This is a genomic window from Microbacterium sp. Soil_N32, from assembly GCF_057655505.1.
Window position 1 is genome coordinate 198,629 of the sequence record NZ_JBDGME010000019.1, and the last position, 22,464, is coordinate 221,092.

23 protein-coding genes are annotated in these 22,464 nt (G+C 69.5%); 18 read left to right on the forward strand and 5 right to left on the reverse strand.

Going from position 1 to position 22,464, the window contains the following annotated elements; genetic code table 11:
* Window positions 1-6: 6 nt before the first annotated feature.
* The 3 genes from AC3A3J_RS09020 to AC3A3J_RS09030 are packed head-to-tail and all read right to left on the reverse strand — an operon-like array spanning window position 7 to window position 3,858.
* On the reverse strand, window positions 7-1,950 hold the full coding sequence (locus tag AC3A3J_RS09020) for an ABC transporter ATP-binding protein (RefSeq protein ID WP_487671960.1): 1,944 nt from the start codon (window positions 1,948-1,950) through the stop codon (window positions 7-9).
* On the reverse strand, window positions 1,947-2,873 hold the full coding sequence (locus AC3A3J_RS09025; protein WP_487671961.1) for an ABC transporter permease: 927 nt from the start codon (window positions 2,871-2,873) through the stop codon (window positions 1,947-1,949). The genes AC3A3J_RS09020 and AC3A3J_RS09025 overlap by 4 nt, the downstream gene beginning before the upstream one ends.
* Window position 2,874: 1 nt before the next feature.
* Complete coding sequence (locus tag AC3A3J_RS09030) at window positions 2,875-3,858, reverse strand: ABC transporter permease (protein ID WP_487671962.1); 984 nt, start codon at window positions 3,856-3,858, stop codon at window positions 2,875-2,877.
* Between the two features lie 247 nt (window positions 3,859-4,105).
* On the opposite strand from AC3A3J_RS09030, the gene lepA reads away from it, so the two are divergent.
* The 16 genes from lepA to leuA all read left to right on the forward strand — a co-directional run bounded on the left by lepA (window position 4,106) and on the right by leuA (window position 19,534).
* Complete coding sequence (gene lepA / locus AC3A3J_RS09035; RefSeq protein WP_487671963.1) at window positions 4,106-5,959, forward strand: translation elongation factor 4; 1,854 nt, start codon at window positions 4,106-4,108, stop codon at window positions 5,957-5,959.
* A gap of 2 nt (window positions 5,960-5,961) precedes the next feature.
* Window positions 5,962-6,438 carry a DUF1990 family protein gene (locus AC3A3J_RS09040; RefSeq protein ID WP_487671964.1) on the forward strand — a complete coding sequence of 159 codons (477 nt, stop codon included), beginning with the start codon at window positions 5,962-5,964 and terminating at the stop codon, window positions 6,436-6,438.
* Between the two features lie 135 nt (window positions 6,439-6,573).
* Entirely contained in the window at window positions 6,574-7,227 is a 654-nt protein-coding gene (locus tag AC3A3J_RS09045) for a DUF1990 domain-containing protein (protein ID WP_487671965.1), read from the forward strand.
* Window positions 7,227-8,444: a radical SAM family heme chaperone HemW gene (hemW, locus tag AC3A3J_RS09050; protein WP_487671966.1), complete on the forward strand. Its 1,218-nt coding sequence runs from the start codon at window positions 7,227-7,229 to the stop codon at window positions 8,442-8,444. The genes AC3A3J_RS09045 and hemW overlap by 1 nt, the downstream gene beginning before the upstream one ends.
* 80 nt (window positions 8,445-8,524) lie before the next feature.
* A complete protein-coding gene (hrcA, locus tag AC3A3J_RS09055) occupies window positions 8,525-9,556 on the forward strand; it encodes a heat-inducible transcriptional repressor HrcA (RefSeq protein ID WP_487671967.1) in 1,032 nt (343 codons plus the stop codon).
* Between the two features lie 36 nt (window positions 9,557-9,592).
* Window positions 9,593-10,708, forward strand: coding sequence for a molecular chaperone DnaJ (gene dnaJ / locus AC3A3J_RS09060; RefSeq protein ID WP_487671968.1), 1,116 nt, complete (start codon window positions 9,593-9,595; stop codon window positions 10,706-10,708).
* A gap of 3 nt (window positions 10,709-10,711) precedes the next feature.
* The gene (locus AC3A3J_RS09065; protein WP_487671969.1) at window positions 10,712-11,440 is read left to right on the forward strand and encodes a 16S rRNA (uracil(1498)-N(3))-methyltransferase; all 729 of its coding nucleotides are present in this window, start codon (window positions 10,712-10,714) and stop codon (window positions 11,438-11,440) included.
* 49 nt (window positions 11,441-11,489) lie between these two features.
* The gene (locus tag AC3A3J_RS09070) at window positions 11,490-11,840 is read left to right on the forward strand and encodes a histidine triad nucleotide-binding protein (protein ID WP_487671970.1); all 351 of its coding nucleotides are present in this window, start codon (window positions 11,490-11,492) and stop codon (window positions 11,838-11,840) included.
* A gap of 88 nt (window positions 11,841-11,928) precedes the next feature.
* Window positions 11,929-12,951, forward strand: a complete 1,023-nt coding sequence (locus AC3A3J_RS09075; protein WP_487673087.1) for a PhoH family protein — start codon at window positions 11,929-11,931, stop codon at window positions 12,949-12,951.
* The gene (gene ybeY, locus AC3A3J_RS09080) at window positions 12,948-13,406 is read left to right on the forward strand and encodes an rRNA maturation RNase YbeY (RefSeq protein ID WP_487671971.1); all 459 of its coding nucleotides are present in this window, start codon (window positions 12,948-12,950) and stop codon (window positions 13,404-13,406) included. The genes AC3A3J_RS09075 and ybeY overlap by 4 nt, the downstream gene beginning before the upstream one ends.
* Complete coding sequence (locus AC3A3J_RS09085; RefSeq protein ID WP_487671972.1) at window positions 13,403-14,704, forward strand: hemolysin family protein; 1,302 nt, start codon at window positions 13,403-13,405, stop codon at window positions 14,702-14,704. The genes ybeY and AC3A3J_RS09085 overlap by 4 nt, the downstream gene beginning before the upstream one ends.
* On the forward strand, window positions 14,697-15,593 hold the full coding sequence (gene era, locus AC3A3J_RS09090; protein WP_487671973.1) for a GTPase Era: 897 nt from the start codon (window positions 14,697-14,699) through the stop codon (window positions 15,591-15,593). The genes AC3A3J_RS09085 and era overlap by 8 nt, the downstream gene beginning before the upstream one ends.
* A 52-nt stretch (window positions 15,594-15,645) precedes the next feature.
* Window positions 15,646-16,185, forward strand: a complete 540-nt coding sequence (locus AC3A3J_RS09095; protein WP_487671974.1) for an RNA polymerase sigma factor — start codon at window positions 15,646-15,648, stop codon at window positions 16,183-16,185.
* Complete coding sequence (locus tag AC3A3J_RS09100) at window positions 16,178-17,161, forward strand: hypothetical protein (protein WP_487671975.1); 984 nt, start codon at window positions 16,178-16,180, stop codon at window positions 17,159-17,161. Before AC3A3J_RS09095 ends, AC3A3J_RS09100 begins: the two co-directional genes overlap by 8 nt.
* Window positions 17,158-17,625: a hypothetical protein gene (locus AC3A3J_RS09105; RefSeq protein WP_487671976.1), complete on the forward strand. Its 468-nt coding sequence runs from the start codon at window positions 17,158-17,160 to the stop codon at window positions 17,623-17,625. The genes AC3A3J_RS09100 and AC3A3J_RS09105 overlap by 4 nt, the downstream gene beginning before the upstream one ends.
* 154 nt (window positions 17,626-17,779) lie before the next feature.
* Window positions 17,780-19,534, forward strand: coding sequence for a 2-isopropylmalate synthase (leuA, locus tag AC3A3J_RS09110; RefSeq protein ID WP_487671977.1), 1,755 nt, complete (start codon window positions 17,780-17,782; stop codon window positions 19,532-19,534).
* A 103-nt stretch (window positions 19,535-19,637) separates the two neighbouring features.
* Here leuA and AC3A3J_RS09115 read toward each other — a convergent pair whose 3' ends face one another.
* Window positions 19,638-20,324, reverse strand: a complete 687-nt coding sequence (locus tag AC3A3J_RS09115; protein WP_487671978.1) for a trimeric intracellular cation channel family protein — start codon at window positions 20,322-20,324, stop codon at window positions 19,638-19,640.
* A gap of 34 nt (window positions 20,325-20,358) precedes the next feature.
* On the opposite strand from AC3A3J_RS09115, the gene recO reads away from it, so the two are divergent.
* Window positions 20,359-21,099 (forward strand): DNA repair protein RecO, encoded by a 741-nt coding sequence (gene recO / locus AC3A3J_RS09120; protein ID WP_487671979.1) that lies wholly within the window; start codon window positions 20,359-20,361, stop codon window positions 21,097-21,099.
* Entirely contained in the window at window positions 21,096-21,899 is an 804-nt protein-coding gene (locus AC3A3J_RS09125) for an isoprenyl transferase (protein WP_487671980.1), read from the forward strand. The genes recO and AC3A3J_RS09125 overlap by 4 nt, the downstream gene beginning before the upstream one ends.
* On the opposite strand, the gene AC3A3J_RS09130 is transcribed toward AC3A3J_RS09125, so the two are convergent.
* Window positions 21,839-22,450 carry a P-loop NTPase family protein gene (locus AC3A3J_RS09130; RefSeq protein WP_487671981.1) on the reverse strand — a complete coding sequence of 204 codons (612 nt, stop codon included), beginning with the start codon at window positions 22,448-22,450 and terminating at the stop codon, window positions 21,839-21,841. The two genes, AC3A3J_RS09125 and AC3A3J_RS09130, sit on opposite strands and share 61 nt — an antisense overlap.
* Window positions 22,451-22,464 lie beyond the last annotated feature (14 nt).

Sequence of the window (22,464 nt, forward strand, 5' to 3'; positions counted from 1 at the left end):
GAAACGTCAGGACGCCAGCGGCTGCGTGGTCATCGTCTTCGCATCGAAGATGACGCGCTGCCGGGTGCGCTCGATGTCGGGGTCCGGGACGGGGATCGCCGACAGCAGCGCCTGGGTGTACGGATGCTTCGGAGCATCGAACACCTCGTCGACGTCGCCGTGCTCGACGAACTCGCCGAGGTACATCACGGCGACGCGATCCGCGATGTGGCGGACGACCGAGAGGTCGTGCGCCACGAAGAGGAACGACAGCCCGAGCTTGACCTTCAGCTCGTCGAGCAGGTTGATCACGCCCGCCTGGATCGACACGTCGAGCGCCGAGACCGGCTCGTCGAGCACGACGATCTTCGGGTTCGTCGACAGCGCGCGGGCGATGCCGATGCGCTGCCGCTGTCCGCCCGAGAAGGCGCCGGGGAAGCGATCGAGGTGGGCGGGATTGAGGCCGACCAGATCCATGAGCTCCTGCACGCGCTGATGCGCGTCGGCGCGCGAGACTCCGATCGCGATCATCGGCTCGGCGATGATGTCGGCCACCGTCATCCGGGGATCCAGTGCACCCATCGGGTCCTGGAAGACGATCTGGATGTCGCGGCGCAACGCGCGCTCCTCGCGGCCGTTGCGGATGTCGCCGACGCTCGTGCCGGCGATCACGATGTCGCCGTCGGTCTGCTTGGCGAAGTCCATGATCTGCAGCAGCGTGGTGGTCTTGCCCGAGCCGGACTCGCCGACGATGGCCATCGTCTCGCCCTCGCGCACGTCGAAGCTGATGCCCTTGACCGCGTGCACCTCGCCGACCTTGCGCTTGAAGACCGCGCCCTTCAGGAGCGGGAACGTCTTGGTCATGTTGCGCACCTCGAGCGTGACCGGCCGCTCCTCGCGGGGCGTGCGGGTCAGGTCGCTCTCGGGGATGACCGGCAGCGGGTAGACCGGTGCGCCCTGGATGAGCCCGCCGTCCTCGATCTCGTCGGCGCGGATGCACGCGGCCGTGTGGGACTGCCCACCGCCGGTCGAGACCGGCAGCAGCTCGGGCTCCTTCTCGCGGCAGGCCGCGACCGCGATCGGGCAGCGGTCGGCGAACGGGCACGCATCCGGCAGATCGATCAGCAGCGGCGGGTTGCCCTTGATCGGGATCAACGGCTCCTTCTCGCTCTTGTCGATGCGGGGGATCGCTCCGAGCAGGCCGATGGAGTACGGCATCCGCGTGCGGTGGAAGAGCTCACGGGCCTCGGCGTGCTCGACCGGCTTGCCGGCGTACATCACGATGACGTCGTCGGCCGTGCGGGCGACCACGCCCATGTCGTGCGTGATCATGATGACCGCGGCGCCGGTCTCGTTCTGGGCCTTCTCGATCAGGTCGAGGATCTGCGCCTGGATGGTGACGTCGAGAGCGGTCGTCGGCTCGTCGCAGATGATGAGCTTCGGGTTGTTCGCCATGGCGATGGCGATGACGACGCGCTGCCGCATGCCGCCCGAGAACTCGTGCGGGAAGGCCTTCATGCGCTTCTCGGGCTCGGGGATGCCGACGAGGCTCAGCAGCTCGACCGAGCGGTCCCACGCGTCCTTCTTCGACAGGCTGCGGTGCACCGTCAACGCCTCGATGAGCTGGTCGCCGATCGTGAACACCGGCGTGAGCGACGTGAGCGGGTCCTGGAAGACCATGGTCATGCCGTTGCCGCGGATCATCGACATCTGCTTGTCGGACTTGCCCAGCAGCTCCTGGCCGTCGAACACGATCGAGCCGGTCACCTTGGCGTTGTCGTCGAGCAGCCCCATGATCGCGAGCGACGTGACGGATTTGCCCGACCCGGACTCGCCGACGATGCCGAGGGTCTTCCCGGCCTCGAGGTCGAACGACACACCGCGCACGGCGTCGACGCGGCCGGCCTCCGAGGGGAAGCTGACGCGCAGATCGCGGACGGAGAGGACGGGGTTCGAGGAAGTGGGGGTCATGCGCGGCCTCCTGCCGCCGAGGTGGGATCGAGCGCGTCGCGCAGCCCGTCGGCGACGAGCGCCATCGAGACGGTGAGCAGCGTCAGCGCGGCGGCGGGGAAGTAGAAGACCCACGGGGCGCTCGTGATGGTGTTGGCGCCGCTGCCGATGAGCGAGCCGAGCGACACATCGGGGATCTTCACGCCGAAGCCGATGAACGACAGGCCGGTCTCGGTGATGACGGCCGCCACGACGCCGAGGGTGAAGTTGATCACGAGCAACGAGCCGATGTTCGGCAGCAGGTGGCGGATGACGATGCGCATGCCCCGAACGCCCATGTAGCGCGCGGCGTGCACGTACTCCCGTTCGCGCAGCGACAGAGCCATGGTCCAGATCACCCGCGCCTGGAAGAACCAGCCGATGAAGATCAGCGCGAGCGAGATCACGCGCCAGTCGCCGCCGGCGCTGTTCGAGATCAGCGCGAGCACGAGGAAGGTGGGCACGACCATGAGGAAGTGGATGATGAGCAGCGTGGTGCGCTCCACCAGTCCGCCGAAGTAGGCCGCCGCCGTGCCGACGAGGGCGGAGATGACGGTCGTGCCGATCGACACCGTGAGAGCGATCATGAGCGAGCGCTGGAGGCCGATCGACACCTGGGCGAAGAGGTCGTTGCCCGCGGGCGTCGTGCCGAACCAGTGCTCGGAAGACGGCGGCGTGCCGAGGTTGAGGAAGTCGAGCTCGATGTGGTCCCAGCGCGCGACCAGCGGCCCCACGATGGAGAAGACCACGAGCGCGAGGAAGATGAACACCCCGAACACGGCCGGCTTGTTGCGCATGAACCGGCGGTAGTAGAGGGAGAACACCGAGAGACGCTTGCGCGGCACGGTGGTGGCGGCAGGGCTGTCGGTCTGCGGGACGGCCGGATCGATCATTTCGGTGCTCATGTCAGCTCACTCTCACGCGCGGATCCAGCACGACCACGGCGATGTCGGCGAGGATCGCGCCGATCGCCGTGAGGACCGCCCCGAAGGCGGCGATCGCCACGACGCCGTGGACGTCGTTCTTGCCGATCGTGTCGACGAAGTACTTGCCCATGCCGTTCCAGCCGAAGATCGTCTCGGTGAGGATCGCGCCGGTGAAGACGGTGGGGATGGTGAAGGCCAGCTGCGTCGCGACCGGGATGAGCGACGGACGCAGGGCGTGCTTGCGGATCGCCTGCTGCTTGGTCAGGCCCTTCGCCCGCGCAGTGCGGACGTAGTCGGCCTTGATGTTGTCGAGCAGCAGAGAGCGCTGGAGGAGGTGGTAGTTCGCGTAGCCGGTGATCACCAGCGCGATGGTCGGCAGCGTGAGGTGCTGCAGCTTGTCGATGATGTACGGGAAGAACCCGTCGACGTCCTTGCCACCGGCCCCGGTGACGTAGAAGACCCGCACCCCGACCCACTCGTTGAAGGCGATCGCGAGCAGCACGATGCCGAGGGCCGCGACGACGATCGGCACGTTCATGGTGATGATCGAGGTCGCCTGGCCGATGCGGTCGCCGAGCTTGTACTGCCGCGAGGCCGTGTACACGCCGAGGCCGATGCCGAGCACGGCGCCGAGGATGGTCGCGCCGATCACGAGTTCCCCCGAGATCCACATGCGATAGGCGATCTGGTCGTTGACCGACTGCCCGACCGGGCTCTGGCCCCAGTCCCAGTGGAACAGGATGTTGCTGAACCAGGTCCACCACCGCTCCAGCAGCGGCACGGTATCGCTCAGGTTGCGCGGCTCGAGCATCCGCGTGATCTCCTCGGGGGAGAGCGGCGGGCGGCGCCCGACGTAGTTGCTCCGCGGGTCCAGGAACGCCCAGGCGAGGAAGTAGGTGACGTTCGTCGCGACCACGATCATGAGCACCCAGCCCAGACCTCGTCGCAGCAGATACTTGATCAAGGGCGGTCGTCTCTCTCCTCACAGCCGCAGCGGGATCGCCGGAGCGGCTCTGATCAATCGTGCTTCTACGCATCGCGGCGCCTCGTCGCGCCTATCAACGTATTGGTATACCAAACAGCGTACGTGCAATCGGGTCAGAGTACGCGTGATACTGAGTGCCATCGGCCAGGCCGAAGACCTGGGCGACATTACCACCGCGTCGACGGAATCGGGCATTAGGCCTCCCTCACCGTAGAATCGACGGAACATGTCCCCACGCGCTCTCACCCCGCTTCAGCCCGCCGCGACCCCGGCGACGCAGATCCGGAACTTCTGCATCATCGCCCACATCGATCACGGCAAGTCGACCCTCGCCGACCGCATGCTCCAGATCACGGGCGTGGTCGCCGACCGCGACATGCGCGCCCAGTATCTGGACCGCATGGACATCGAGCGCGAGCGCGGCATCACGATCAAGAGCCAGGCCGTGCGGATGCCGTGGGAGCTCGACGGCGAGACCTTCGCCCTGAACATGATCGACACGCCGGGCCACGTCGACTTCACCTACGAGGTCTCCCGATCGCTGGCCGCCTGCGAGGGCGCCATCCTGCTCGTCGACGCGGCCCAGGGCATCGAGGCCCAGACGCTCGCGAACCTCTATCTCGCGCTCGAGAACGACCTGCACATCATCCCGGTGCTCAACAAGATCGACCTCCCGGCGGCCGACCCCGAGAAGTACGCCAAGGAGCTCGCGTCGCTCATCGGCGGCGACCCGGCCGACGTGCTGCGCGTGTCGGGCAAGACCGGCGTCGGCGTCGAGGACCTCCTCGACCGGCTGGTGAAGGAGATCCCCGAGCCGAAGGGCGATGCGGATGCTCCGGCCCGCGCCATGATCTTCGACTCGGTCTACGACGCCTACCGCGGTGTGGTGACGTACGTGCGCATGGTCGACGGCAGCCTCTCGCCCCGCGAGCGCATCCAGATGATGTCGACCGGCGCGAACCACGAGGCGCTCGAGATCGGCGTGTCGAGCCCCGAGCCCATCCCGACCAAGGGTCTCGGCGTGGGCGAGGTCGGCTACCTCATCACCGGCGTGAAGGACGTGCGTCTGTCGAAGGTCGGCGACACCGTCACGAGCGCCCGCAAGCCGGCCTCGGACGCCCTCCCGGGCTACACCGACCCGAAGCCCATGGTGTTCTCGGGTCTGTACCCGATCGACGGCAGCGACTACGCCGAACTGCGCGAGGCGCTCGACAAGCTCAAGCTCTCCGACGCGTCGCTCGTGTACGAGCCCGAGACGTCGGTGGCCCTCGGGTTCGGCTTCCGCTGCGGATTCCTCGGCCTCCTCCACCTCGAGATCATCACCGAGCGGCTCGCCCGCGAGTTCGGTCTCGACCTCATCACCACCGCGCCCAGCGTCATCTACGAGGTGCTGACCTCCGACACGGGCGAGACCGTCACGGTCACGAACCCGAGCGAGTACCCCGACGGGCGCATCGGCTCGGTGTCGGAACCGATGGTGAAGGCCGCGATCCTGCTGCCGAAGGACTACGTCGGCACCGTCATGGAACTCTGCCAGTCACGCCGCGGATCGCTGCTCGGTATGGAGTACTTCTCCGAGGAGCGCGTCGAGCTGCGCTACAACATCCCGCTCGGCGAGATCGTGTTCGACTTCTTCGACCAGCTGAAGTCGAAGACCCAGGGCTACGCTTCGCTCGACTACGAGCCCTCGGGTCAGCAGGAGGCCGACCTCGTCAAGGTCGACATCCTGCTGCAGGGCGAGAAGGTCGACGCGTTCAGCTCGATCGTGCACCGCGACAAGGCGTACAGCTACGGCACGATGATGGCCGAGCGGCTGCGCAAGCTCATCCCGCGGCAGCAGTTCGAGGTGCCCATCCAGGCGGCGATCGGCGCGCGCATCATCGCCCGCGAGACCATCCGCGCGATCCGCAAGGACGTGCTCGCCAAGTGCTACGGCGGCGACATCACCCGCAAGCGCAAGCTGCTCGAGAAGCAGAAGGAGGGCAAGAAGCGCATGAAGATGGTCGGTCGCGTCGAGGTGCCCCAGGAGGCGTTCATCGCCGCGCTGTCGGGTGACGTCGAGGGCAAGGACAAGAAGTAGCGATGGCGTTCCCGCCCTACGAGCGCGGGATGACCCGGCGTCGGATCGCCCAGGTTCCGGCCGGGATGCGGCTGTCGGAGCGCACCATCGCGGTCGCGCCGGAGGCGGAGGAGGCCGTGCGCGCGCTGATCCGCTCCTGGGAGTTCAAGCGCCGCGCGGGTTTCGACGGCCCGACGACCGCTCCCGCCTCCGGTGCCGAGGGTGTGCTCGCGAAGCGCGTGCTCGGCATCCGTTTCTCCGAGCCGATCCGGGTCGTGTGGGCCGATGAGCGGGGCTTCGGCTACGAGACGCGCCCCGGGCATCCGATCTACGGAGAGGAGTCGTTCGTGCTGGAGGACGGCGTCTTCACCGCCCGTTCGATCTCGCGTCCCTCGACGCTCGTGTGGCGCATGCTGTCGCCTGCGCTGCGCCTGATGCAGCGCCGCACCCACGCGCGATACACGCGTATCGTCGCGGCCGAGGCGAACGCCGCGAACTGACCCGGTGCGACACCGAACTCGGCGCGAGGCACCACGTCTCGTGCGGTGTCCCGCGGCGAACGTGGTGCCTCGCGATCAACGCGGACCGCGCGGGGGTGGAGTGTTCGCCCAGGCAACGCGAAGTAGGCTGGAGACATGCGGCGCGGGAACTTCCGAGACGACACGGTGGACTATGCGGCCGTGGGAGCCTCCCACGCGCCCGATCTCATGCAGTACCCGCCGGAGCGCAGCATCCCGGCCGAGGAGTCGTGGCGGATCGGCTCGGGAGCCGAGCGCTTCCAGACCGCCGGCGAAGCCCTCCTGTCATGGACCGCGCAGCGCGCGGCGGGACTGACGATCGACGACGTGCGCCCCGCGTCCGGCGCCGGCTACGCCGGGGTGAGCTTCGACGCCGAGGGAAACCCGATCGCACCGAGCAAGCGCGATGTCGAGCCCCGGTACGACAGCGAGGGCACCCCGCTGGTCGGGCCGGGGATGACGCTGCGCGTGCGCGGCCGTCTCTCGGGCATGCGGGCGGATGCCGAGCTGCGCGTGATCTCCGTCACCGAGGAGGCCCGCCGCATCGGATTCGTTCTCGGCACCGTCGGCGGCTCGGTCGTGAGTGGCGAAGAGGCGTTCGACGTCGACTGGCGCGAGGACAACGACGAGGTGTGGTTCACGGTGCGCGCCTTCGACACCCCCAATTCGCTGCTGTACCGCACCCTGCCGCCGCTGGTGAAGCGCCGCCGCAAGGAACTCTTCGCCCGCTACCTCCGCGCGATCTCGCCGCTGTACGCGACCCCCGTCTGATGGCGGGACCCCTTCCGCTCGGCGACCCCGCGCCGATCGACGGCCGCCTGCCGGCGGATCTGCCGATCGACCCGTCCACACCGTTCTCCGCGTACCTCCACATCCCGTTCTGCCGGGTGCGCTGCGGCTACTGCGACTTCAACACCTACACGTCCGGTGAGTTGCGGGGCGCCCGGCAGGAGGACTACGCGTCGACCCTGCTGGCCGAAATCGACCTCGCACGGGAGGTGCTCGGCGTCGCCGGTGCGCTCCGCCCGATGGACACCGTCTTCTTCGGCGGCGGCACCCCGACCCTCCTGCCGGCCGGCGACCTGGCGCGGATGCTCGGTGCCGCGGTGTCGGCCTTCGGGCTCGCCGAGGGGGCCGAGGTCACGGTCGAAGCGAACCCCGACACGGTCACCCCCGAGGTCGCCCGGACCCTCGCCGATGCCGGTGTGACGCGCCTGTCGATCGGCATGCAGTCGGCCGTACCCCACGTGCTCGCCGCACTGGACCGCACCCACGACCCCGACAACGTGCGCACCGCCGTCGCCGCGGCGAAGGACGCCGGGTTGGCGGTCAGCGTCGACCTGATCTACGGTGCGCCGGGGGAGACGCTGGCCGATTGGGAGGCCTCGATCGATGCGGCCCTCGCGCTCGACTCCGACCACATCTCGGCCTACGCGCTCATCATCGAGGACGGCACGAAGCTCGCCAGGCAGATCCGTCGCGGCGAGGTGCCTACACCGGACGACGACCTGCAGGCCGACATGTACGAGCTCGCCGACGCCCGGCTCGGTGCGGCCGGATTCGAGTGGTACGAGGTGAGCAACTGGGCCCGGAGCGACGCGCAGCGCTCGCGCCACAACCTCGCGTACTGGCGGGGGAGCGACTGGTGGGGGTTCGGCCCCGGCGCGCACAGCCACGTCGCCGGGCTGCGGTGGTGGAACGTGAAGCACCCTGCCGCCTACGCGCAGCGCCTGGCGGCCGCGGGGTCGCCCGCCGCGGGCACCGAGCGCCCGGACGCCGCATCGCGGATGCTCGAACGCGTGCTCCTGCAGAGCCGTCTGGCCGAGGGCATCGCGGTCGCCGATCTGCCCGCGTCGAACCGCACGCGCGTCGCCGGACTCATCGCCGACGGGCTCGTCGACCCGGCGGCGGCGGTGCGCGGTCGGGTGCGTCTCACGCTGCGCGGCCGGCTGCTCGCCGACGCGGTCGTGCGCGAGCTCACCGACTGACGCCGATCAACCGCGCCTCCGGCACAGCGCGAGGTAGGATTGGCACTCGAACGCATCGAGTGCCAGCGGAAGGAGAGGCGATGGTCAGCGAAAGAGGCCTGCAGGTCCTCCGCGCGATCGTGCAGGACTACGTCGAGACCCGCGAGCCCGTCGGCAGCAGGGCCATCGTCGACCGCCATGCGTTCGGGGTCTCGGCGGCGACGATCCGCAACGACATGGCTCTCCTCGAGGACGAGGAGCTCATCACCGCTCCGCACACGTCGTCGGGGCGCGTGCCCACCGACAAGGGCTATCGCGTCTTCGTGAACCACCTGGCCCAGCTGCGCCCGCTCTCCTCGGCGCAGCGCACGGCGATCGAGTCGTTCCTCGCGACCCCGGCCGATCTCGACGACCTCATGGCCCGCACCGTGCGCGTGCTCACCCAGCTCACCGGCCAGGTCGCCCTGGCGCAGTACCCGTCGTTCGCCCGCGCGCACCTCACCCATATCGAGCTCGTCGCCCTCGCGCCGCGCCGCATGCTCGTGGTGCTCGTCACCGACGCAGGAGGCGTGTCGCAGCGCGTGATGCCCCTGCCGCTCGACGTCGACGACGCCGAGGTCGCCCTGCTGCGGGCCCGGCTGTCGACCCTGCTCACCGGTCAGGCGGTGAGCGACGCCGCCGAGCGCATCCAGGGGCTGCTCGCCGGCCCCGAGAAGCCCGGCGAGACCGTGCTCCGGGCGCTGGCCGCGGTCATCGTCGACGAGCTCGGCACGTTCCGGCAGGAGCGGCTGGTCATGGCGGGAGCAGCCACGCTCGCCCGACGGGAGCAGGACTTCCGCGGCAGCATCCATCCGCTCCTCGAGGCGATCGAGGAACAGGTCACCCTGCTGCGCTTGATGAGCGAGATGGTGAGCGACGAGCACGGCCTCGCCGCGAGCATCGGCACCGAGAACGCCCCCTTCGGCCTCGGCGAGGCGTCGATCGTGGCGAGCAACTACGCCGCCCCCAGCGGCACGGCGCGCGTCGGCGTGATGGGCCCGACGCGCATGGACTACCCGAGCAATCTCGCGGCGGCACGGGCGGTCGCCCGCTACCTGTCGCGGATGCTCGACGACGACGAGGCGAGCCGCTGACGCGGACGCCGACGAAGACCACGCAGAAAGGCGATTGTGGCGGACCACTACGAGGTTCTCGGGGTGTCCCGGGACGCTTCCACCGATGAGATCAAGAAGGCGTATCGGCGTCTGGCGCGCCAGCTCCACCCGGATGTGAATCCGGGCGAGGATGCGGCCGAGCAGTTCAAGCTCGTCACCCACGCCTACGACGTACTGAGCGACGACGACTCGCGGCGGCGGTACGACATGGGCGGCGGCGACGGCGCGGCGAACGGATTCGGCGGAGGGTTCGGCGGCTTCGGCGACATCTTCGAGACGTTCTTCGGTGGCGCGCAGGCAGGCGGCCGCGGTCGTCCTCGATCTCGTCGGGAGCGCGGACAGGATGCTCTGGTGCGCGTGACGCTCGACCTCGGCGACGTGGTCTTCGGCGCGCATCGCGACATCGAGGTCGACACGGCGGTGCTGTGCGAGACCTGCCAGGGTTCGTGCTGCCAGGAGGGCACGTCCCCCGTCACGTGCGACATCTGCGGCGGATCGGGACACGTCCAGCGCCAGGTGCGCAGCCTGCTCGGCAACGTCGTCACGTCGCAGCCCTGCGGCACCTGCGAGGGCTACGGCACGACCATCCCGTACCCCTGCGCCACGTGCGGCGGTCAGGGGCGCGTGCGGTCGCGCCGCACCGTCTCGCTCGACATCCCGGCCGGCGTCGAGACCGGTCTGCGCCTGCAGCTGCCGGGCTCCGGCGAGGTGGGCAAGGCCGGCGGCCCGCACGGCGACCTGTACGTCGAGGTGACGGTGAATCCGCACCCCGCGTTCAGCCGCGACGGCGACGACCTGCTCGCGACACTCGAGGTGTCGATGACCGACGCGATCCTCGGCACCGAGACCTCCATCCAGGCTCTCGACGGCGAGGTCGACCTCGAGATTCGTGCCGGCGTCCAGTCGGGTGACGTGTTGACGATCAAGGGCCGCGGGATCACCCCGCTTCGTGGGACGCAGCGGGGCGACCTGCGCGTGGGCGTGCAGGTGGTGACGCCCACGAAGCTCGACTCGTCTCAGCGGGCGCTCATCGAGAATTTCGCGAAGAAGGCGAAGAGCCCCGCGCCGCAGCTGGCGCAGTTCCAGCAGGGTCTGTTCTCGAAGCTCCGCGACCGCTTCCGTTCGCACTGACCCATGGCGCTGCACTTCCTCGTTCCCGAGGCCGCCGCGGCGACGGTCGGCGACCTCGTCACACTCACCGGTGCCGAGGCGAAGCATGCCGCGGTGGTGCGTCGGCTCCGGGTGGGCGAGTCCGTCACGCTCGGCGACGGGGCCGGCGTCTGGTTGACCGGTGCGGCCGAGTCGGTGGCTCCGACGCGGGTCGAGGTGCGCGTCGACGGCCGCACCGATGTTGCGGCGCCGACTCCGCGCATCGTCCTCGCGCAGGCCCTGGCCAAGGGCGACCGCGACGAGCTCGCCGTGCAGGCGGCCTGCGAGCTGGGGGTCGATGAGATCGTGCCGTGGCAGGCGTCGCGCAGCGTGTCGCGCTGGGAGGGTCCGAAGGCTGCGAAGGGCCGGGAACGCTGGGCCACCATCGTCCGCGAGGCCGCCAAGCAGGCGCACCGCGCCTGGGTGCCCGAGGTCGCCGCCGTCGCGTCGACGGCGGATCTCGTGACGCGCGCGGCCGCCGCGCGGATGCTCGTGCTCGACCCCCGCGCCGAGACCCGTCTGACGCAGGTGCGTCCGGACGGCCGCGACGTCGTCCTCGTGGTCGGCCCGGAGGGCGGCGTCTCCGACGCCGAGATCGACCGGCTCGTCGACGCCGGGGCGGAGCGCGTGCTGCTGGGAGACACCGTGCTGCGCACCTCGACCGCGGGGCCCGCGGCGATCGCCGTTCTCTCCGGCGCGCTGGGGCGCTGGTGACCGCGCGCGTTCCCGCCGTGGCCCCGGAGGCCGCCGCTAGACTGGGTGCATGACCGAGCCCTCGATCTTCACGCGCATCCTCGACGGCGAGATTCCGGCCGAGATCGTCGGCGAGACCGATCGCGTCTTCGCGATCCGCGACATCGCGCCGCAGGCGCCGGTGCACCTGCTGGTGATCCCGAAGACCGCGGAGTACCGTGACGTCGCCGAGCTCGCTGCGGGCGATCCCGCGCTCCTCGCCGAGATGGTCGCCCTCGCGACCCGGCTTGCGGGCTCGCACACCGACGACGGCGACTTCCGCCTCGTCTTCAACACCGGTGAGAACGCCGGGCAGACCGTCTTCCACGTCCACGCGCATGTGCTGGCCGGGGGACTGACCGAGAAGAGCGTCGGTGCCTGATAACCACGAACGACCCGAGGTCCCGGAGCGTCGCAGCGGAACATCCGCCCCGGAGGCCGTCGAGAAGATCTACGCCGACGGCGTCGCGATGGTGCAGCTGCTCGGCCCGCAGGACCGGCTTCTGCGCATGCTCGAGCGCGAGCACCGCGACGTGCAGGTGCTCGTGCGGGGCAATGAGATCACGCTCAGCGGCCAGGCGGACGCGGTGGCCAAGGCGCGCACCCTCGTCGAAGAGCTGCTCGAGATGACCCGGGGAGGTGCAGACCTCGCCCCGAGCGACGTCGCGAGCTCGGCGCGGATGCTGCGCGACGGCGGTCCGCGCCCCAGCGAGGTGCTCGGGGAGGCGATCCTCTCGACGCGCGGCAAGGTGATCCGACCCAAGACTCTGGGGCAGAAGGAGTACGTCGACGCGATCGAGGAGAACACGATCGTGTTCGGCATCGGTCCGGCCGGAACCGGAAAGACCTACCTCGCGATGGCCAAGGCGGTGCAGGCGCTGCAGCGCAAGGAGGTCACCCGGATCATCCTGACCCGCCCCGCCGTCGAGGCGGGGGAGCGGCTCGGCTTCCTGCCCGGAACCCTGACCGACAAGATCGACCCGTATCTGCGCCCGCTCTACGACGCGCTCAACGAGATGATGGACCCCGAGATCGTGCCCCGGCTGATGGCGACGGGCACCATCGAGGTCGCCCCGCTCGCCTACATGCGCGGGCGCACGCTGAACGACTCGTTCGTGGTTCTCGACGAGGCGCAGAACACCACACCCGAGCAGATGAAGATGTTCCTCACCCGTCTCGGTTTCGGCACCAAGATGGTCGTGACCGGTGACATCACCCAGGTCGACCTGCCGCAGGGGGCATCCGGTCTGCGGCTCGTCACTCGAGTGCTCGACGGCATCGACGACATCCACTTCTCCCGCCTGACCAGCGACGACGTCGTGCGGCACTCCCTCGTGGGCCGCATCGTCGATGCCTACAGCGAGTACGACGAGCGCCGCACGGCCCAGCGCGTGGAGCGCGAGCAGGCCGCGGAGTTCGCGAACCGTGCCGATCGCCGAGGTGCGCAGCGACCGGGGCCGCGCGACCGTATGCCGAAACGAGGACTCTCATGATCGAGATCAACAACGAGTCGGCGATCGACGTCGACGAGACGGTGCTGCAGCGGCTCACCGACTTCAATCTGGAACAGCTGCACGTCAGCCCCGACGCCGAGGTGGCGATCGTACTCGTCGACGAAGGTGCGATGGAGGCCCTCCACGTGCAGTGGATGGACGAGCCAGGCCCCACCGACGTGCTCAGCTTCCCGATGGACGAGCTGCGCCCGGGCAGCGAGGACCGCCCGACACCCCCGGGGCTCCTCGGCGACATCGTGCTCTGCCCCCAGGTCGCCGAGACCCAGGCGCAGGCCGCGGGCCACACCCTCATGGACGAGCTGATCCTGCTGACGACCCACGGTCTGCTGCACCTGCTCGGCTTCGACCACGCCGAGCCCGACGAGGAGCGCGAGATGTTCGGGCTGCAGAAGGAGCTCATCCAGGGCTTCGCCGCAGCCGAGCGCCGGCGATGACCGTCGCCGCCGGGTTCCTTCTCGCCGGCGCCGTGCTGCTGGTCGCCTTCGGCGGCCTCATGGCGGCGATCGACGCCGCATTCGGCGTTCGCTCCCGCGCCGACCTCGAGGAGATGGGTTCCGAGGGGCGCAACGCGGCGCAGCTGGCGAGGATCGCGGCCGATCCGGATGCGCACGTCAACGCCGTCGCCTTCATCCGCGTGCTCGCCGAGACCACCGCGGCTGTGCTCGTGACCGTCGCCCTCACCTCGCTGCTCGACAACGTGTGGTGGGCCATGCTCGCCGCCGCCGTGCTGATGACGGGGATCACCTTCGTGCTGGTCGGCGCGAGTCCGCGGTCGTTCGGCCGGCATCACGCCGACGGACTGCTGCGGGGGACCGCGCCGATCGTGCGCGGCCTCCGCATTCTGCTCGGACCGATCGCCCAGGGGCTCGTCGTACTGGGGAACCGCGTCACCCCGGGCGCCGGTCGCAGCTCGTTCACCTCGGAGGAGCAGCTGCTCAGCATGGTCGACGAGGCGGCGTCGAACGACCTCATCGAGGCCGACGACCGCGACCTCATCCACTCGGTGTTCGATTTCACCGACCAGTTCGTGCGCGCCGTCATGGTTCCGCGCACCGAGATGGTCACGGTCGACGCGACCGCCTCGACCAGCGAGGCGATGGCCCTGTTCCTGCAGCGGGGCGTCTCGCGCATGCCGGTCGTCGACGACGAGGCCGACGACGTCGTAGGCGTGCTCTACCTCAAGGACCTCGTGCAGTTCGCCTACCGCGACGAGGGTGCCTGGCGCGGCGCGTCGATCCGCCCGATCGCGCGGCCGGCGACGTTCGTCCCCGAGTCGATGCGCGCCGAGACCCTGCTGCAGCAGATGAAGCGCGACGCCGTCCACGTCTGCCTCGTGATCGACGAGCACGGCGGGATCTCCGGACTCGTCACCCTCGAGGACCTCATCGAGGAGCTCGTGGGCGAGATCTCGGACGAGTACGATCGGGTTTCGGCGGAGTTCTTCGATCTCGGCGACGGTCGCTACCGGGTCAGCTCCCGGCTGTCGCTCGAGGACGTCGGCGATCTCTTCGGTCTCGAGCTCGAAGACGAGGACGTGGACTCGATCGGCGGACTGCTGGGCAAGGCTCTGGGTCAGGTTCCGCAGCCCGGGGCCACGGCGGTCGTCGACGGCCTCGTGCTCACCGGCGGGGCATCCCGCGGACGCGGCCGAGGCATCGCGACGGTGTTCGTGGAGAGGGCGGCGTCGAACGACGGGGCCGGACAGGAAGAAGGAGAGCAGCGCGATGACTGAGCAGAACCGGAGCGGGTTCGTGACGTTCGTCGGGCGCCCCAACGTGGGCAAGTCCACGCTCACGAATGCTCTCGTCGGCGAGAAGATCGCGATCACGAGCGAGAAGCCGCAGACGACGCGTCGCGCCATCCGCGGCATCGTCAACCGCCCGGACGGCCAGCTGGTGATCGTCGACACCCCCGGCATCCACAAGCCGCGCACTCTGCTCGGAGAACGCCTCAACGACCTCGTGGAGCAGGTGCTCGGAGACGTCGACGTGATCGGCTTCTGCGTGCCGGCGACCGAGAAGGTCGGCCCCGGCGACCGCCGCATCGCCGCCTCGCTCGACGGCTACCCCCGTGCGAAGAAGGTCGCGATCGTCACCAAGACGGATGCCGCGGCCCGCGACGACATCACGGAACGGTTGATCGAGGTCGACGCCCTGCGCGAGGACTGGGCCGCCGTGGTGCCGCTGTCGGCACTCACCCGGGAGCAGCTCGACGTGCTCTCGGACGAGATCCTCCGGCTCATGCCGGCGGGGCCGGCCCTCTACCCGGAGGGGATCACGACGGACGAGTCCGACGAGGACCGCATCGCCGAGATCATCCGGGAGTCGGCGCTCGACGGCGTCCGCGACGAGCTGCCGCACTCGATCGCAGTCGTCGTCGACGAGGTGGCCGCGCGGGAGGGGAGCGATCTGACCGACGTGCACGCGTCGATCGTGGTCGAGCGCGACAGTCAGAAGGCGATCATCATCGGGCACAAGGGCAAACGCCTGCGCGACGTCGGCGCCCGTGCCCGCGGCGGGATCGAGGAGCTGCTCGGCACCCGGGTCTTCCTCGGACTGCACGTCAAGGTCGCCCGCGAATGGCAGCGCGACCCCAAGCAGCTCGGCCGGCTCGGGTTCTGATGACCGCGTCGTCCGTGCGGATTCCGGCGCCTCGGCCCCCGGATCTCCGCGGATGAGCGCCCGTGGCGAGAACCCGAGACCGCCACGGGACGAGGCATTCCGGCAGCTGTTCGACCAGAACTGGGCTGCCGTCCGCCGGCATGTCGAGGGCGTCGTCTTCGACGATGCGCAGGTGTCGGAGATCGTGTCCGAGGTGTTCCTGCACGCGTGGACGCGTCTGGATGCCCGCATCCCGCCCGGACGCATCTGGCTGCTCCGCACCGCCGACGCCGTGCTCGGTGCTCGGGCCGAGGATGCGGGGACTCTGCGCGCCGCGGCCGACGCGGTCGAGCACGGGGTGCTCGGGGATGCAAGCGACCCGGAGTCGGGTGAGAGCGACCCGACTCGACGGGCGCGCGTGATGCGTGCGCTCGCTGTTCTCGGGGCGAAGGAACGGCGTATCATCATGCTCACGTACTGGGACGGGCTGTCGGTGGGGGAGATCGCCGAACTGTGGCGACGGCCGCAGGGCTCCGTCCGCAGACTGCTCGGCCGTGCGCGGGACCGTCTGCGCGCCGCCCTGAGATCGGAGGGGGTGATCGTCGATGACTGAGAGCGACACGCTGGAGCGTGTGCTGGTCGACGCCGACCCCGCGCGCACGCCCCGCGGATCCACGCCCGATGCGCATGCGCTGCAGGACCGCGAGCGCATCCTGCGCCGTGCCCGCACCCGTGCCCCCCGCCGGCGCGGAGCGTCGATCGCCGGCTGGGCCCTCGGGACCACGGCCGTCGCCGCGTCGGCCGCCCTCGCGGTGGCGGTGTTCGTGCCGCAGACGGCCGCGGTGGCGGGTGCGCCAGCGCCCCTCGACTTCGACGACGCCGGATCCGTCGGCGAGATCGTCGACGACGCGCGCACCGCGCTGTCGACCGGCGGTCCCGTCGAGGCTCAGCGCACGGTGCGATCGGCATCGTGGTCCTTCTCTGTCGACCTCGGCCGGGAGGAGAGCGAGATCGTCCCGCAGCTGGTCGCACTCGACTGGCGACCCGACCTCTCGGCCACGGCTGTCGCCTACGAAGGCGTGCCCTACTCTCCCGACGATGCCGAGGCGAACATCGGGGCCGAGGTGTCGAGTAGCGGCGAGATCTCCTGGCAGGTCGACACGCCCCCCGGCGCATTCGAGGTGCCGCTCCGCGATCTCGTCGGCTCCAGCCGCGAGGAAGTGCTCGACCTGCTGCACGCCTACTGGTTGCCGCAGGACTACACGGCCTCCGACGTGATCACCGCTGTCTCCTCCGTTCTCGGTCAGTGGACGCCGACCAACGCGCAGGAGGCCGAGATGCTCGCGATCCTGGCGGAATCCGACGGGGTGGACGCGCTGGGGTCGACCACCGATCGTCTCGGGCGAGCGGCCACCGCGTTGCGCGTGCCGACCCCCGACGGCTCCGCAAGCGATGTCGTGCTCATCTCGGTCGACACCGGACGCGTGATCGGCATCGAGCGCACGTGGCTGGGCAAGGACGACGTCTTTCCGACCGGTGCCGTGATCTCGTATCAGCTGTGGGACGTCGACGAAGGGATCCTCCGATGAAGAGAACCGGTGTGGTGGGGCTTCTGGTGGCGGCACTCCTCCTGAGTGGTGCGCCGGTCGCGGCATCCGCATCGACGCCCGACGACGTCGATCCGCAGATCGAGCAGCTCCTCGAAGACAATCCGGGAGGCATCCTGATCGACGGTACGCACGCGGTGTGGCCCGAGCTCGGCATGGAGGCCAGCGTCACGCGGTCGCGTGGCCCCGCCGCCCGCTCCGTCGGACCGTGCGCCACCGGCAGGATCTGCGTCTTCACCGGTCAGCTGGTCGGACTGACCGTCAGCTGGAGCATCTGCGGGACGATCCCGGTGCCGTCGGGGTTCGCTCCGCGATCGCTGGTGAACGCCCGATCCAGCGGGTACGCGCAGGCGCGCAGCAGCAGCGGCGGCGTGCTCGCCACCGCCTACGCCGGATCGTGGGTCCCGGTGGGCGGAACGGCGACCACCGTGCACTGCGTCTTCTGAATGCGTCCCGGTGGGGCCTCCTGCTAGCATGACGACATGCCTTTCGGCGGTCTGCTTCTTCTTAGCTGCCGCGACGAGTCCTGAGAGCTAGGGCCTTCCTCGTCGCGGCGCTTGTGTTGGCCCGATAACCGTGACGAAGAGAAGAAGCCCCATCATGCAGAACACTCAGCGGCCCTCCGGCCTGCCAACCCACAAGTATCGCCCGTTCCACGAGCAGATCCGCGTCGATCTGCCCGACCGCACCTGGCCGGACGCCCGCATCACCGAGGCGCCCCGATGGTGCGCCGTCGACCTGCGCGACGGCAACCAGGCGCTCATCGACCCGATGTCGCCCGAGCGCAAGCGGGTGATGTTCGAGCTGCTCGTGAACATGGGCTACAAGGAGATCGAAGTCGGCTTCCCGTCCGCCAGCCAGACGGACTTCGACTTCGTGCGACAGCTCATCGACGACGGCCTGATCCCAGACGACGTGACTATCCAGGTGCTGACCCAGGCCAGGGAGCACCTCATCGAGCGCACCTACGAGGCGATCGCGGGCGCCAAGCAGGCGATCGTGCACCTGTACAACTCGACGAGCGTGCTGCAGCGCGAGGTCGTGTTCCGCACCGACAAGCAGGGCATCATCGACATCGCCCTGGAGGGCGCGCGCCTGTGCCGCGAGTTCGAGAAGCGCATCCCCGAGACCCAGGTGTTCTACGAGTACTCGCCCGAGAGCTACACGGGCACCGAGCTCGAGTTCGCGGTCGACATCTGCAATCAGGTGATCGAGGTCTTCGAGCCGACGCCCGAGCGCAAGGTGATCGTCAACCTGCCTGCCACCGTCGAGATGGCCACGCCCAACGTCTACGCCGACTCGATCGAGTGGATGAGCCGCCACCTGGCCCACCGAGAGAACGTCATCCTGTCGTTGCACCCGCACAACGATCGCGGCACCGCCATCGCTGCGGCCGAGCTCGGCTACATGGCCGGAGCCGACCGGATCGAGGGCTGCCTGTTCGGCAACGGCGAGCGCACCGGCAATGTCGACCTGGTCGCGTTGGGCATCAACATGTTCACGCAGGGCATCGACCCGCAGATCGACTTCAGCGACATCGATCAGGTCAAGCGCACGGTCGAGTACTGCAACCAGCTGCCCGTGCCCGAGCGCAGCCCGTGGGCGGGTGACCTGGTGTTCACGGCATTCAGCGGATCGCATCAGGACGCCATCAAGAAGGGCTTCGAAGCGATGGCGACCCGGGCGGAGGCGGAGGGCGTCTCGGTCGACGACATCGAGTGGGCGGTTCCCTACCTGCCGGTCGACCCGAAGGATCTGGGGCGTTCGTACGAGGCGGTCATCCGCGTCAACTCCCAGTCCGGCAAGGGCGGTGTGGCCTACCTGCTGAAGGCCGACCACGCGATCGACCTCCCGCGCAAGCTGCAGATCGAGTTCTCCGGCGTCGTGCAGGCGAAGACGGATGCCGAGGGTGGCGAGGTCACGAGCGAGCAGATCTGGTCGATCTTCACCGACGAGTACCTGCCCGCCGCCGCGAGCGCCGACAAGTGGGGGCGCTTCGAGCTGCTGGCGACGCAGACCCGCAGCGACATGTCGGGCGACGTCGTGCTCGACGTCACCCTGCGCGACGACGAGCAGCAGCTGGCCGTCGTCGGCAACGGCAACGGACCGGTGGCGGCGTTCATCGAGGTGCTGCGTGCACAGGGCTTCGACATCACCCTCTACGACTACGTCGAGCACGCCCTCAGCGCCGGCGGCGACGCGCAGGCGGCCGCATACGTCGAGCTGCAGATCGGCGACCAGCGCCTGTGGGGCGTCGGCATCGACGGCGACATCTCGACCGCATCGCTCAAGGCCATCGTGTCGGGTGTGAATCGCTCGATCCGGGCGCGTCAGTCGGAGCTCGCCAGCGTCTGAGAGCGATGACGACGGCCCCCTGTCCGCGCGGCGATGCCCTCGCGGACAGGGGGCCGTCGCATGCCGATCGCGGCACGGTGCAGCCGTGGGTTGTCGCGCTGCTTCAGGGCTTGACGATCGGGATCGTGCCGGTCTCCGCCGCGACCTTGCGTCGGTAGAGGCGGCGCTGTTCGGGGAGCGAGACGTCGAAGCTCACGGCGAGCACCCGGATGACGGCGGTCACCGCGATGCCGATCACCGCGGCGAGCGGGATCGGCATGCCGAGGGCGTTCGCGACGACGATGAAGGTGCAGCCGCCCCCGGCGGCGACGGCGTAGAGCGAGCCGACGTGCATGATCGCCGTGGGCAGGCCCATGAGCATGTCGCGCAGCACGCTGCCGCCGACGGCGGCGCACACGCCGATGAACACCGCGGGCACCTCGGGCACGCCCAAGGCGAGCGCCTTGCTCGTGCCGAACGCCCCGAACATCCCGATGACGACGGCGTCGAGCACCACGATGACGGTGTTGAGGCGTGTGAAGAGGCCGGCGAGCAGCATGCCGAACAGGGCCGCGCCGCCCGCCGTCACGAGGTACCACTGGTTCTGCAGCGTCGCCGGGGTCTGACCGAGGAGGATGTCGCGGATCAGACCGCCGCCCATCCCGATCATGATGCCGATGATCGCGACGCCGAGCCAGTCGAGCCGTCGCTGCCCCTGGAAACCCGACGCGAAGAGCGCGCCTTGCACGCCGCCGAGGCCGACGCCGAGCAGATCCGCCCAGAAGGGGATGGTGAAGAGCGGTTCGGTCACCCGTCCATTCTCCCGCACGGAGGATAATCGACGTATGCCCACCTATCGAGACGAAGCGGTGATCCTCCGCACCCACAAGCTGGGTGAGGCCGACCGCATCGTCACGATGCTGTCGCGACGCCACGGCAAGATCCGCGCCGTGGCCAAGGGGGTGCGGCGCACGTCGTCGAAGTTCGGGTCGCGGTTGGAGCCGTTCATGGTGGCGGATGTGCAGCTCTATGCCGGGCGGTCGCTCGACATCGTGCAGCAGGCCGAGTCGCTCGGGGCGTACGGCGCGGACATCGTCGCCCATTACGACCGTTTCACGGCGGCGAATGCGATGGTCGAGACGGCCGACCGTCTGAACGACGCCGAGACCACGCCCGAGCAGTACCTGCTTCTGGTCGGCGGTCTCCGTGCCCTCTCCCGCGGCGAGCATGCCCCCCGCAGCATCCTCGACTCGTACCTGCTGCGCGTGATGGCGCTGTCGGGCTGGGCGCCGTCGCTCACCGACTGCGCCCGGTGCGGTGCCCCCGGGCCGCATCCGGTGTTCGTGGCGCAGCTCGGCGGTGTCGTGTGCTCGGTCGATGCCCCGGCCGGCAGCCCCCGGGTGGGGGAGAAGGCCCTCGCGCTGCTGCGTTCCCTGCTCGCGGGCGAATGGGATGCGGTCGACGCCGCGGCTCCGGCCGACAGCGCTGCCGCCTCCGGCCTCGTGTCGGCGTACGCGCAGTGGCATCTCGAGCGCGGCATCCGCTCGCTCGCGCACGTCTCGCACGATCCCGGAGGAGCCCGGTGACACCGAAGCCCTACACGCACAAAGACGCGGTCGCGTATCGGCCGCTCGACTGGACCGGCGTGTATCCGCCGGAGTTCCCCGCGGTGCCCGAGCACGTCGCGATCGTGATGGACGGCAACGGCCGCTGGGCCAACCGTCGCGGTCTCAACCGCATCGAGGGGCACAAGGCGGGGGAGGAGGTGCTGCTCGACGTCGTCGCCGGCGCCATCCAGGCCGGCGTAAAGCACCTCTCGGTCTACGCGTTCTCGACCGAGAACTGGGCCCGGTCCCCCGAGGAGGTGCGCTTCCTCATGGGGTACAACCGCGACGTCCTGCACCGTCGTCGCGATCAGCTCAACGAATGGGGCGTGCGGGTGCGGTGGGCGGGCCGCAAGCCGCGGCTCTGGGGGAGCGTCATCAAGGAGCTGCAGTACGCCGAGCAGCTGACGCGCGACAACGACGTGCTCACGCTCACGATGTGCGTCAACTACGGCGGTCGTATCGAGATCGTCGATGCGATGCGCCGGATCGCGGACGACGTGGCCGCGGGGCGCGTCAAGCCGAACGCGATCTCCGAGAAGATGATCCGTCGGCACCTCTACGTGCCCGACATGCCCGATGTCGATCTGTTCCTGCGCAGCTCGGGCGAGCAGCGCACCTCGAACTTCCTGCTGTGGGAGTCGGCGTACGCCGAGATGGTGTTCCTCGACACGCTGTGGCCCGACTTCTCGCGGGAAGAGCTGTGGCGGGCGATCGGCGTCTACCTGTCGCGCGACCGCCGCTTCGGCGGTGCCGTCGACACCCCCGACGCCTCGGCCTGAGTGCGGAGCCAGCGCTCCGTCTCCCCCGGATGCCGCAGACGCACGATCACGAGGTGCGGGAACTCGGCTGCGGCGAGCGGCATCCGCTCCGTCCATTTGTCGAGCGTCGCGGTCTGCCACGCGAGGATGTTCTCCTCCGGCGTCCCCCGGAACATGCGCCAGATCGGCTTCTCGACGTTGCCGTTCCACATCTTCGTGCGCAGGATGCTGCGGCTGATCGTGCGGCGCAATAGACGCGAGCGGACCACCCGGTAGGGGTAGTCGAGCCAGATCACGAGCTCGGTGCGCGGGGTGAGGATGCGGTCGGTGCCCTTGCTCGTGTACTGCCACTCGGTGACCCAGCGATCCTCGGCCGCGAATGCGCGCACATCGTCGAGGAACTGGGGCCGAGGGGTCCAGTCCGGCCCGTGGAACAGGGCGTCCATCTCGACGCGACGCAGCCCCCACAGCCGCGAGATCCGATCGCAGAGCGTGGTCTTGCCCGAGCCCGTGACGCCGGCGATCAGCACGCGTCGCGGCACCAGGGGGAGAGGATCGTCGGCGCCGAGCATCCGGAAATCCTATC